Below are 12,609 nucleotides of genomic sequence, written 5' to 3' on the forward strand. Positions count from 1 at the left end.
TGATTGCGTCACCATGATTGGTAGCGGTAGCTCGAATACTCGCGATCTTGCGGTCGAACGGATCGTCATCGTCGGTGGTGGCACTGCCGGATGGATGGCCGCGGCCGCCCTGTCCCGCTTCCTCGACAACGGCCGGCGGCAGATTCACCTGGTCGAATCCGACGCGATAGGAACGATCGGCGTCGGCGAAGCCACAATTCCGCCAATCCTCAACTTCAATCGCATGCTCGACATCAACGAGAACGATTTCCTCCGCGAAACCCAGGGCACGATCAAACTCGGCATCGAGTTCGTGAATTGGGGGAAGCAGGGCGACCGCTATATCCATCCCTTCGGTTTCTTCGGACAGGAACTGCACGGCATCAATTTCCACCAGCTCTGGTTACGCGAGCAGGGCCGCAGCGATCCCGGGTATATCTCCGACTATTGCATGAGCGCGGTTGCCGCGGCGAATGGCCGGTTCGGACGGCCTTCGCAGACCAGCCGGCCGCCGGTTTCCGAAATGCTCTATGCCTTCCATTTCGACGCCTCGCTCTACGCGCGATACTTGCGCGCTCAGGCCGAAAGGCAGCGCGTGCGACGACACGAGGGGCGAATCGTGCAAGTCCATCGCGACGCCGAGAGCGGCGACGTAAGTTCGGTCGAGCTCGAAAGCGGCCAACGGATCGAAGGCGACCTGTTCATCGACTGCTCGGGCTTTCGCGCCTTGCTGATCGGCGAGACCCTGGGGGTCGGGTATGAGGACTGGAGCCAGTGGCTGCCGGTAGATCGGGCGATCCCGGTCCCGACCACCAATATCGCCTCTCCCGATCCCTTCACACGCTGCACGGCGCATACGGCGGGCTGGCAATGGCGCATCCCGCTGCAGCACCGCACCGGCAACGGCCACGTGTTTTGCAGCGCCTTCATGGACGACGAGGAGGCCGAGCGGATCCTCATGAACAACCTCGAAGGCGAGCCGTTTGCCGACAGGCGAGTGATCCGCTTCACCACTGGCCGGCGCAAGCAGTCGTGGAGCCACAACGTGGTCGCGCTGGGCTTGTCGTCAGGGTTTCTCGAGCCGCTGGAATCGACCAGCATTCACCTGATCCAGAATGGCATCCAGCGGTTGCTGGCGCTGTTCCCGGACCGCAAGATCAGCCCGCTCGAACGCGACGAATACAACCGCGGGATGCAGGACCTCTACGAAGACATCCGCGACTTCATCGTCCTCCACTACAAAGCCACGCAGCGTGACGACACACCCTTCTGGCGCCACGTGCGCGACATGAGCGTACCGGAAACGCTGACCCGCAAGCTGGAGCTGTGGCGCCTGCATGGCCGTGTGTTCCGCGAGGGGGCGGAGCTGTTCGGACTGACGAGCTGGGTGGCCGTTCTCCTCGGGCAGAACATCTGGCCCGACAACTACGATCCGATTGTCGACACCCTCGACGAGGCCAAGGTCGCCGTCGCCCTCAAGGACATGCGCGAACGGTATCACCAGGCTGCCATGGCGCTGCCTTCGCAGGAAGAGTTCCTGCGCGCGGCCGGAGCCTGGGCCGCGGCGGACGTCCGGCCGCAAAGCGCGGTGGCGCAATGAACCCCGATCGCATCCGCAAGCTCGTGATCGTCGGCGGCGGAACGGCGGGCTGGATGGCGGCCGCGGCCATCTCCAAGATCATGGGCAACTTGCCGGACTTCTCGATCGATCTGGTCGAGAGCGAGGCGATCGGCACAGTCGGCGTGGGCGAGGCGACGATTCCGCAGATCTGCCTGTTCAACGCCATGCTCGGGCTCGACGAGATGGAGTTCATGCGCGAGACGCATGCGACCTACAAACTTGGCATCGAGTTCGTCGACTGGACGCGCATCGGGCACAAGTACATCCACCCCTTCGGGTTTTACGGCCTCGACATGATGGGGGTGGAGTTTCACCACCACTGGCTCAAGGGGCGCCTGGCCGGGGACACCAGCGAGCTCGACGAATACTCGATCGCGGCGATGGCGGCCCAGTCGAACAAGTACCTTCCGCCCGCTCCCAACCAGCCAAAGTCGCCGCTTTCGCGCCTGGGCTACGCCTTCCAGTTCGACGCTGGCCGCTATGCCCGCTACTTGCGCGGACGTTCGGAACGCCAGGGCGTCAACCGCGTGGAGGGCCGGATAGTCGAAGTCGAGCAGGACCCCGACAGCGGCTTCATCGCTGCCCTCAAGCTGGAGAGTGGCGCGCGCGTCGAAGGCGAGTTGTTCCTCGATTGCTCAGGCTTCCGCTCGCTACTGCTCGGGCAGACGCTGGGCGTCCCCTTCGTCGACTGGAGCAAGTGGCTGCCCAACGACCGGGCCGTTGCGATCCCCTGCACTCTCGGCCCCAACCGCAAGCCGATCACCCGCGCGACGGCGCGCCGCTGCGGCTGGCAATGGAACATCCCGCTGCAGCACCGCGTCGGCAACGGCCACGTCTATTCCTCCGCCCACATCAGCGACGACGAGGCGACGGCCATCCTGCTGGCCGACCTCGAAGGCGAGCCGCTGGCGGCGCCGAACCCGCTGCGCTTCCTCGCGGGTCACCGCGCCCGAGCGTGGGAGAAGAACGTCGTCGCGCTGGGCCTCGCCGGGGGGTTCCTTGAACCGCTGGAGTCGACCTCGATCCACCTCGTCCAGTCGGGAATTGCCCGGCTGATGACGCTGTTTCCGACACGCGAATTCAAGCCGCAGGAGATCGAGCGCTACAACCAGATGACGCAACAGGAATACGTCGACATCCGTGACTTCCTCGTGCTCCACTACAACGCGACCGAGCGCGACGATTCCGAATACTGGACCTATTGCCGCAACATCGATCCGCCCGAAGGCCTGGCGGAAAAGCTGGCCATGTTCCGTTCGTCCGGTCGAGTGTTCCGCGAACACAACGAACTGTTCACCGAGACCAGCTGGGAGGCGGTCCTTGTCGGTCAGGGCATCGTCGCCGGCGGCTATCATCCCGCGGCCGACTTGCTGACCGACGAAGAGACGCTCAAGCGCCTCGCCTCGATCCGCGGGACCGTTGCCCGCACGGTCGAACAGATGCCGACGCAGGAGGAATTCCTCGAGGCCAACGGCGGGGCGATCGACCCCGCCCTGCGGCTGACTGCATGACCCTCCCTGCTCCGCGGCCGATCGAGGAGATGGGCCCGGTCACCGCCGACCGTTTCAACGCCGAGATCCGACCCGCTTGTCGCCCGGTCGTCATGCGCGGCCTCGCTACGGATTGGCCCGCCGTGGCCGCGGGGCGGAAGGGTGACGGAGAGGCGGTCGACTACCTTCTGTCCTTCCGTCCCGCGCGACCCGTTTCGGGGATCATGGCCCCGCCCGAGGTCGGCGGCCGGTTTTTCTACAACGAGGGGATGACCGGCCTCAATTTCACCAAGCACCAGGGAGAGCTGGCAGCCTTCCTGGGCGAACTGTTGCGGACGGCCGGCGAAACCGATCCTACCGCCATGGCCGTCCAGTCGGAGATCATCGAGGAAATCCTGCCCGGCTTCGTCGAGGCCAACCCGATGCCGCTAGCCCCGCAAGTGAAGCCGCGTATCTGGCTCGGCAACCGCATTCGTGTGGCTCCGCACTACGACTTGATGGAGAACATCGCCGTGTGCCTTGCCGGGCGCCGCCGCTTCACCGTGTTCCCGCCCGAGCAGCTCCCCAACCTTTACCCCGGACCGTTCGAGCTGACCCCCGCCGGCACTCCCGTATCGATGGTCGATCCGCTGGCTCCTGACCTCGACCGCTATCCGCGCTACGCCGAAGCGTGGGACCACGCGCAGCAGACCACGCTCGAGCCGGGCGACGCGCTCTACCTGCCTTATGCCTGGTGGCACGGGGTCGAGGCGCTGGAGCCGGTTTCGATCCTGGTCAACTATTGGTGGAACGAGGCGCCCGAAGGTAACGGCAGCGGCTACGACGCCTTGCTCCATGCCATGCTCGCTTATCGCCACTTGCCCGCCGACGAGCGCCGCGTGTGGCGCATGATGTACGACCACTACATCTTCAGCGACGCCGATCCCGCCGCGCATCTGCCCAGTCACGCCAAGGGCATCATGGGCCCGGCGAGTCCGCGGCTGTTCGACCAGATGCGGCAAATCCTGCGGCGGATTTTTGTGGGATGATTACCGGAAATCCTCTCCGAGCTTGCTCGGGGACGATTCAGAACGCCAGCTCCACGGCCTTACCGTCGTACTCTACCCAGCGGCCCGGCTCACGATCGAACACCGCACCGCCCTGCCTATCACCGTGCACGACCACCCCGATCCGACGAATGCCTGCCATCCCCGGGAAGCTCCCCGCCCGAGTGCCGATCGTCAGCTTGCGCGCCGCATCGTCCCACGCAAACCGAATGCGGGCGAACTCCTCGCGAGCGTAGCCCAGGTCCTCGCCCTGATCCTCGTAGAGCGAGAAGGCGCCATCGGCTCCGGGGAAAACATGAACCGTCAGCGGCCCTTGCGGGTCCTCACCGGTCCATTGGACGTCGCGGCCTAGCGGAACGATCGAGCCGGCCTTCACGAACAACGGCATGCGTTCTCGTGGCGCCGTGGCGACGACCTCCTGCCCGCCTGCCAGGCGCTGACCGCTCGCCGCGTCGAACCAGTCTGCACCGTCAGGAAGGTAGACCTTGCGTTCGCGCGCCGCGAACTCGCTCACCGGCGCCACCAGCAGGGCGGGGCCGAACAAATACTCGTCATCGAGATTCCAGACCCGGCGATCGCTTGCAAAGTCCATCACCAGCGGGCGCATGAGCGTGCCGTCTTCAAACCAGGTCCCGGCGGCGAGCGTGTAGATGTAGGGCAGCAGGCGGTAGCGCAGGCGGTGATAGTACGTGAGCCCCTCAAGCATGGCCGGATCGTCCCGCGCGATGGTCGGGGTCTCCCGGAACGGATACTCGCCGTGGCTGCGGAACAGCGGACTGAAGGCGCCGAACTGGAACCAACGCAGGTAGAGCTCGCGCCATTCAGGAAGAGCGTCGGGCTGTTCCTTGGAGAAGCGGTCCTCCAGCGCGAAGCCCCCGATGTCGTGCGTCCAGTTGGGAATGCCGGAGATCGAGAGGTTGGCGCCGGCGCTGACCTGGTCGCGCAAGTCATCCCACCGCGCGGCAACGTCGCCCGACCAGAGCGCGGCGGAAGCCCGCTGGATGCCGCCGAAGCCGCTACGGGTGAGGATGAACGGACGCTGGTCCGGCCGGGCCGCACGCAGGCCTTCGGCCACACCCTCGGCATGAGACAGCGGGTAGGAGTTGAAGATCGCCGCCCCGGGGATGCCTGTCGCGGGAGAGGTCATCTGGAAGGCGCGCTCCTCGACCGACAGGTTCGAGTGCCAGTCGGGCTCGGTCGCATCCATCCACCAGGCGTCGAAGCCCTTGTCGACCAGCGCCTCGCGCATTTGGCGGAAATAGATGGCGCGCGCCTCGGGGGTGTAGGGATCGTAGAAGGTGTTGAGATAGCCCGGGCCGACCCAGTCCTTCTGCCCGGCTTCGAGTGGGCGCCGATAGAGCAAGTTTCGCGCCGCCAGTTCCCTACCGTTGGCGGTGTCGGGATAGAACTTGGGCCAAACCGAAATCATGATCCGGGCGTCGAGGTCGTGCACTTGTTCGACCAGAGCTTCGGGATCGGGGAAGCGCTTGGGATCGAAGGCGTGGCTGCCCCACTGGTCCTCGGGCCAGTAGAACCAGTCCTGCACCATCGCGTCGATCGGGATTCGCGCCTCGCGATATCGGCGCAGCACGCCGAGTAGCTGCTCCTGCGTCTCGTAGCGTTGGCGTGACTGCCAGAATCCATAGGCCCAGCGCGGCATCATCGGCGCCTTGCCGGTCAGGCGGCGATAGCCTGCGACGAGTGCGTCCATGCTCCCGCCAGGCACCACGTAGTAGTCGATCGTCTTGCCGGCTTCGGAAGCGAAGCTGACAGAATGGCGATCCTCGGGCGGGAGCGGGTCGGCGTGGAACAGGGCGATATAGCCCTGGTTGGGCTCCCACTCGACACGGAGGTTGACCGGCTTGCCTGCTTGGAGATCGAGGTCGAAGTTGTGGTACCAGGGGTTCCAGTTCTGCCGCCAGCGGCTGAGCACTTCGTGGCCGTCGGCAAAGACCTTGGCGTAGCTGGAGGAGTACAAGCGGAACTTGTGCTTGCCACTGGCCTCGGGTGTGAAGCTGCCTGACCAGACCACCCGTTGGGTTTGCGCGGCATTGCCTTGGGTGTTTTGGCCGGTGGTCGCTGCGACAGTCGCAGCTTTGGCTTCCTCGGGCCAGCGCGCCTGATCCCGGATGTACTGGTAGTCGATCGTTTCTTCGAAGCGTCTGGTCACCAGCCGGTCGCCGAGAAAATACTCGGCCTCCCAGCCCGGAACCCACGGTTCGAAATTCGGTCCCGGATCGTCGACGGGGGGTCGCTCGATCCTGTCCGCCCGAAGCTTTCCATAAGGCTCCGGATCACCCACCCGCGTGATCGAGGCATTGTCCCACAGGATGCCGTAGCCCTTGGTCGAAAGCAGGTAGGGTACGGCAATCGCCATGTTGTGCTGGGCGAGTTCGACGTCCTCGCCATTGTAGTTCATCTGCCGGTTCTGGTGCTGGCCGAGGCCGTAGAGACCCTCGTCGGTGCCGCGATTGAATTGCACCCGAGTGGCGAGCCAGGGCTGGCCTTCGAGGGTGACCGGCTCGAGCTTGCGGGCCGGGGCATATTCGTCGAGCAGCGTCTCGCCAGCGGCGTTGTAGACCTGCAGCCGCCCGTCGGAGAGGCCGACCAGGGCGCGCGCCTGGGGAGTGGTCAGGCTGGCCGTTCGGCCATCGCTCTTGAAGGCCGGCTCGCCATCGGCCTCGTGCACCACCATCAGGCTTGGCGGAGCGGTCGAAGGATCATCGGCAACCGTCACCCGGAACGTCCCATCGGCGTAGGCCAGGACGCGGACTCTCTCCCCCGCGTCGGTGGTCACCTCCATGCCATGCGGGACCTGGCGCACTGTCCCGGCCGAGGCGGAGACCGGCCAGAGGCAGGCGAGCAATGTTAGCGCTACAATTCCTCTTCCCATTGCGGCATCATGCCTTGAGAATAAAAGCGGACAAGGGGGAAGTGATGCACTGGACGCGTGCGTGGATTGGGTTGGGGGCGCTGTGCCTGATCTCGCTGACGCTGCCGGCCGCCGCCCAGCCCGCGGGCAGCCCGGTCGCCAATCACGGTGCGCTGTCGGTCAAGAACGGCCAGATCGTCGACCAGCACGGGGACTCTTTCGTGATGCGCGGCATGAGCCTGTTCTGGTCGCAATGGGCACCGCAGTACTACACCGGCGAAACGATCGACTGGCTGGCGAAGGACTGGCAGGTCGACGTGGTGCGCGCAGCCATCGCCGCCGAGGGCAACGACGGCGCCCGCCAGCATTTCGACCGCGAATTCGACAAGGCCAGCCGGGTGATCGACGCGGCGGTGGCGAACGGCCTCTACGTGATCGTCGACTGGCACGCCCACCACGCTTTTCCGGACGAGGCCGAAAAGTTCCTCACCGCGATTGCCCGCAAGTACGGCCACTTGCCGAACCTCATCTACGAGACCTGGAACGAGCCCTTGCGCGACGGGGTCGACTGGTCGCGCGACGTGAAGCCGTATCACCTGCAGGTCATCGGCGCGATTCGGGCGATCGATCCCGACAACCTGGTCATCGCCGGCAGTCCCAGTTGGAGCCAGGACGTCGATGTCGCGGCCAACGATCCGCTGCCGTTCTCCAACGCCGCCTACACTCTGCACTACTACGCCGGCACGCATAAGCAGGGTCTGCGCGACAAGGCCGACGCGGCGCTTGGCAAGGGGCTCGCGCTGCTGGTGACCGAGTTCGGCACGGTCGACTCGACTGGCGACGGCCCGCTCGATCGTGCCGAGAGCGAACGCTGGTGGGACTGGGCCGAACGCAACTGCATCGGCTGGATGGCCTGGTCGATCGGGGACCGCGATGAAAGCAGCGCGTCGCTCAAGCCAGGAACCGCGGTTGCCGACTGGAGCGAAAACGACCTTACTGAATCCGGCAAACTGTTGCGGCAGAAATTGCGTAGTGCCGCAGAACGTAAAGCCGCTTGCAACGGTCCATCGGCGAGCATACGGTAGCGCTAACAAGGCAAGCCGCGAGTACAGCGGATGCCGAGGGGAGGAACGATGAACACCACTACGCGCAACAGCGTCAATGGAGCGCTGATCGGGGCAATCGTCGCGGTGGCGACGATCGGAGGCCTGCTGTTCGGCTATGACAGCGGCGCCGTGAACGGCACCCAGCAGGGCCTGACCGAGGAATTCCATCTTTCGTCCGCGGGGCTCGGCTTCACGGTGGGCTCACTGCTGATCGGCTGCGCGGTCGGCGCGTTCTTTGCGGGGCGTCTGGCTGACGCGGTCGGCCGTCGTACGGTGATGATCGCCGCGGCGGGCCTGTTCGTTTTCGGCGCTCTCATCCAGGGCCTGACGGACATTCACACGCTGTTCGTCGCCGCGCGTTTCGCGGGCGGCATGGCGGTCGGCGCGGCGAGTGTGCTCTCGCCGCTTTACATCTCCGAAGTCGCCCCGGCGAACATTCGCGGCCGCCTGACGACGGTGCAGCAGGTGATGATCATCACCGGCCTCACCGCCGCTTTCGTGGTCAACTATTTCCTCGCCCAGGCGGCGGGCAGCTCGCTCGGCGAAGTGGCCGGACGCCCGGCCTGGCGCTGGATGTACCTGGCACAGGCCGTACCCGCCGTGGTGTTTCTGGTTGCGCTGTTCTTCATCCCGGAGAGCCCGCGCTACCTCGTCAGCCGCAAACGCGTCGAGGACGCGCGCAAAGTGCTGACCAGCCTGTTCGGCCCCGCCGAAGCGGACCGCAAGGTGAGCGACATCGAGGCCAGCTTTTCGGCCGACCACCGTCCGAGCTTCCGCGACGTGGCGGCGCCGGGCACGATCTTCCGCCCGATCGTCTGGGCCGGCATCATGCTGGCGACGTTCCAGCAGTTCGTCGGCATCAACATCATCTTCTACTATGGCGAAACGCTGTGGAAGCTGGCGGGCGTGTCCGAAGAAGTCGCGCTGGAACGCAACATCCTCTCTGGGGTCGTTTCGATCGCCGCCGTGTTCGCGGCGCTGTTGGTGATCGACAAGGTCGGCCGCAAGCCGCTGTTGCTGATCGGCTCGGTCGGCATGGCGATTACGCTCGGCGCGATGACCTGGGCCTTCAGTGGTGCGGCCACCGACGCGGCAGGCAACCTGCAGCTGAGCGAGTTCGGGGGCCTGACCGCGCTGGTCGCCGCCAACCTCTACGTGATCTTCTTCAACTTCAGCTGGGGCCCGGTGATGTGGGTCATGCTCGGCGAGATGTTTCCCAACCAGATGCGCGGGTCTGCGCTGGCGGTCGCGGGTCTCGCACAGTGGGGTGCGAACTATCTCGTGGTCCAGAGCTTCCCGGCGATGGCGGACGGCCTCGGCCTGGCCGGCACGTACGCGCTCTACACAGCGGCCGCCGCAATCAGCATCTTCCTCGTCCGCTCCTTCATCAAGGAGACCAAGGGCAAGGAACTGGAGGAGATGGAGGGCTGATCCACCTGGGGGGGAACTTGGCTGGATCGCACTCCGGCCGGCGGTGGCGCAAGCTGCCGCCGGCCCATACTTTCAAGGGTCTCTATGAACCCTGCTAATTCCACCCCGGTCCGTGTCGTCGTACTCGGCGGCGGGACCGCCGGTTGGATGAGCGCCGCTTCCCTCGCCCGCCTGCTGGGCGGACTGGTCCAAGTCGAACTGGTCGAGAGCGAGGACATCGGCATCGTCGGCGTGGGCGAAGCCACGCTGCCGCACATCCGCAGCTTCGTCGAACGGCTTGGGATCGACGAAGCGGCGCTCATGAAAGCGACGCACGCCACCTACAAGCTCGGCATCGACTTCCGCGATTTCGGCAAGATCGGCGAAAGCTACATCCACCCCTTCGGCAGCTCTGGAGAGGACGTAGCCGGGGTCGGCTTCCACCACTATTGGCTCGAATTGCGACGGCAGGGACTGGCCGATCCGATCGGCGCCTATTCGCTCGCGGTCGAAGCGGCGCTGGCCAACCGCTTCCGTCCGCCGGCACAGGACGCCAGTCTCGCCTCGACTTATGGCTATGCCTATCAGTTCGACGCCACGCTGTTCGGGCCGTTCATGCGCGAATTCGGCCTCGGCATCGGGGTCAAGCGCACCGAAGGCAAAGTGGTCGAAGTGCGGCAGGACCCGGAGAGCGGGGACGTAACAACGCTCGTCCTCGAAGACGGGCGCGAAGTGTCGGGCGATCTGTTTATCGACTGCTCCGGCTTCCGTTCGATCCTGCTCGGTCAGACGCTCGGCGAGGAATGGGAGGACTGGGCGTCCTGGCTCCCATGCGACCGCGCGGCGGCCATGCCTTGCGACCATGTGACCGAAGAGATCGAGCCCTACACCCGCGCCATCGCGCGCCCGGCCGGGTGGCAGTGGCGCATCCCGCTGCAACACCGCATCGGCAATGGTTATGTCTTCTCGAGCGCGTTCATGTCTGAGGACGAGGCGTGCGAGTTCCTTCTCCGGAATGTTGAGGGTACCCCCCGCGCCGACCCCCGTCTGCTGCGCTTCAGGGCCGGGCGCCGGCGTCATTCGTGGAGCCGTAACGTCATCGCGGTGGGCCTTGCCAGCGGGTTCCTCGAGCCGCTTGAATCGACCTCGATCTACCTCGCGCAGATGGCGATCACCTACCTGATCGAGCTGTTCCCGCTCGGCGGCCAGATCGATGCCCGCGACCGCGAGGAGTTCAACCGGCTGGTGGACATGGAATACGATCGGGTGCGAGACTTCCTGATCCTCCACTACCACGCCACGACGCGCGACGATTCCGGGTTCTGGAATCACGTCCGCACCATGCAGGTGCCCGACACCCTTGCGGGCAAGCTGGAGCTGTGGCGCGAGACCGGGCGGATCGAGAAGTATTCCGACGGCCTCTTCTACGACGCGAGCTGGATAGCGGTCTATCTTGGCCAGGGCGTGGTGCCGCAGCGCTACGACGCGCGCGTGGCCATTCCCGATCCGGCGCGGATCGCCAGGGCCATGGGCTCGCTGCAGGAGGCCATCCGTAGCGAGGTTGCGGCGATGCCCGGCCACCGCGAATATCTCACCGCCACCCGCGAACGCCTGGCGGAGCCGCTGTGACCGGCCCACGCGAACTGCCTCGCCGGATCGTTGTTGCGGGCGACGGCCAGCTCGGCGCCCTGGCCGCGATCGCGCTGCGCAAGTCCCTGCCGGGGACCGAGGTCCTGGTCATCGGTACCCCGCCGGATCCCGCCGCCCTCGCCGACCGCTCGCCCACCGCGCTGCCGTTTACCAACCGCCTGCATGACCGGCTCGGGATCGAGGAGGACCGGCTGGTGCGCGAGGCCGGCGCCAGCCACCGTCTGGTGGTTCGTTATCTCGGCTGGGGCGGTGCGGGGCACGAGGGGGTGGCGCCCTACGGCGCGGTGATCGATCCCAAACTCAAAACCGGCTTCGCCCGTGCCTGGGGGGGCGGCCCTCGCAACGCCTCGACCGAAGCGCCTCCTGGATCGCTGGCGGAAGTGCTCGCGGGCGAGGGGTGGTTCCAGCCGCCTTCAGGTGAACCGAACTCACCACTCGCCGACGTCGATTATGCCCTGCGCTGGAACGTGCCCGCTTATCGTGACTTGCTGGTGCGCGAGGCACGGCGGCTGGGTGTGCAGCATGTCCGGGGCGCCATTGGCGCGGCCAAACCGAATAACCAGGGCGGCATCGCCGCAGTCGCCTTGGAGGGCGTCGGCACTTTCGAAGCCGACTTGTTCGTCGACTGTACGGGCCCCGCCGCCACCCTGCTGTCGCAATTGCCCGGAGCCGTACGCGAAGACTGGGGTGCCGCCTTGCCGATCCGGGCCCTGCTCTTCGGCAAACCGGGCGAGCCGCGGCTCGACCTTGAGGATCGCGTGGCCATCTCGTCGGTCGGCTGGCTTTCGGAGCTCTCGGGCCGCGACGGGCATCAGGCCATGGTGGCCATGGTCGAAACCACCACCCAGGACGCCGCCTATGCCGCGCTTCCCGCAGAGCCGGGCAACGCCGTCCCGCTCGATCCCGGATGCGCGACGGCGCCGTGGATCGGCAATGTCGTCGCGCTTGGCGATGCGGCGGCGCACTTCGAACCGCTAGCCTGGCTCAACCTCGACCTGGCGCACCGTCAGCTCGCTCTGTTGCTGGAGCTGTTGCCGGGCCGCGTGCCCGATCGGCGTGAGCGCGACGAGTTCAACCGCCGCGCGGGGCTGATGGCCAGCAGGGCGCGCGACCTGTTGAGCGCGCACTATGCCGCGCCGGGTGCGGCCCACCTGGGATCATTGGCGCGCTCTGGGGAACTGCAACTCGGACTGGACCAATATCGTCGCCGGGGCCGGCTGCCCTTTTTCGAGGAAGCCCCCTTGATGGTGCAGGAGACCTCGGCCCTGTTTCGCGCCCTCGGACATCCGGCGGGAGAAGGGGTGCTGGCCCAGGCGGCCGACCCGCGCGAGGGCGACGCCGCCCGCGCTGGCTTTGCCGCGAAAGTCCAAGCCGCGCTGGCGGCCGCGCCGTCGTACGGAGCGTGGTTGCGACAAGTGCTACAAAGCTAGATCGT

At 66.0% G+C, this 12,609-nt stretch carries 8 protein-coding genes; 7 read left to right on the forward strand and 1 reads right to left on the reverse strand.

Annotated elements, in window-relative coordinates; genetic code table 11:
• Positions 1–13 precede the first annotated feature (13 nt).
• The 3 genes from KK137_RS11490 to KK137_RS11500 are packed head-to-tail and all read left to right on the forward strand — an operon-like array spanning position 14 to position 4,118.
• Complete coding sequence (locus KK137_RS11490; protein ID WP_214536558.1) at positions 14–1,579, forward strand: tryptophan halogenase family protein; 1,566 nt, start codon at positions 14–16, stop codon at positions 1,577–1,579.
• On the forward strand, positions 1,576–3,111 hold the full coding sequence (locus KK137_RS11495; protein WP_214536559.1) for a tryptophan halogenase family protein: 1,536 nt from the start codon (positions 1,576–1,578) through the stop codon (positions 3,109–3,111). The genes KK137_RS11490 and KK137_RS11495 overlap by 4 nt, the downstream gene beginning before the upstream one ends.
• On the forward strand, positions 3,108–4,118 hold the full coding sequence (locus KK137_RS11500; protein ID WP_214536560.1) for a cupin-like domain-containing protein: 1,011 nt from the start codon (positions 3,108–3,110) through the stop codon (positions 4,116–4,118). Before KK137_RS11495 ends, KK137_RS11500 begins: the two co-directional genes overlap by 4 nt.
• Positions 4,119–4,155: 37 nt before the next feature.
• Here the strand turns inward: KK137_RS11500 and KK137_RS11505 are convergent, their stop codons facing one another.
• Positions 4,156–7,029: a glycoside hydrolase family 31 protein gene (locus KK137_RS11505; protein ID WP_214536561.1), complete on the reverse strand. Its 2,874-nt coding sequence runs from the start codon at positions 7,027–7,029 to the stop codon at positions 4,156–4,158.
• Positions 7,030–7,073: 44 nt separating this feature from the next.
• Here KK137_RS11505 and KK137_RS11510 point away from each other — a divergent pair, with 44 nt between their 5' ends.
• The 4 genes from KK137_RS11510 (at position 7,074) to KK137_RS11525 (ending at position 12,604) form a co-directional block, all read left to right on the forward strand.
• Positions 7,074–8,093, forward strand: a complete 1,020-nt coding sequence (locus KK137_RS11510; RefSeq protein ID WP_214536562.1) for a glycoside hydrolase family 5 protein — start codon at positions 7,074–7,076, stop codon at positions 8,091–8,093.
• A 48-nt stretch (positions 8,094–8,141) separates the two neighbouring features.
• Positions 8,142–9,545 carry a sugar porter family MFS transporter gene (locus tag KK137_RS11515; RefSeq protein WP_214536563.1) on the forward strand — a complete coding sequence of 468 codons (1,404 nt, stop codon included), beginning with the start codon at positions 8,142–8,144 and terminating at the stop codon, positions 9,543–9,545.
• Positions 9,546–9,629: 84 nt separating this feature from the next.
• Positions 9,630–11,153: a tryptophan halogenase family protein gene (locus KK137_RS11520; protein ID WP_214536564.1), complete on the forward strand. Its 1,524-nt coding sequence runs from the start codon at positions 9,630–9,632 to the stop codon at positions 11,151–11,153.
• Positions 11,150–12,604 carry a tryptophan 7-halogenase gene (locus KK137_RS11525; protein WP_214536565.1) on the forward strand — a complete coding sequence of 485 codons (1,455 nt, stop codon included), beginning with the start codon at positions 11,150–11,152 and terminating at the stop codon, positions 12,602–12,604. The genes KK137_RS11520 and KK137_RS11525 overlap by 4 nt, the downstream gene beginning before the upstream one ends.
• The last annotated feature ends 5 nt before the right edge of the window (positions 12,605–12,609 follow it).

It is taken from the genome of Croceibacterium selenioxidans, from assembly GCF_018599195.1.
Taxonomy (GTDB): domain Bacteria; phylum Pseudomonadota; class Alphaproteobacteria; order Sphingomonadales; family Sphingomonadaceae; genus Croceibacterium_A; species Croceibacterium_A selenioxidans.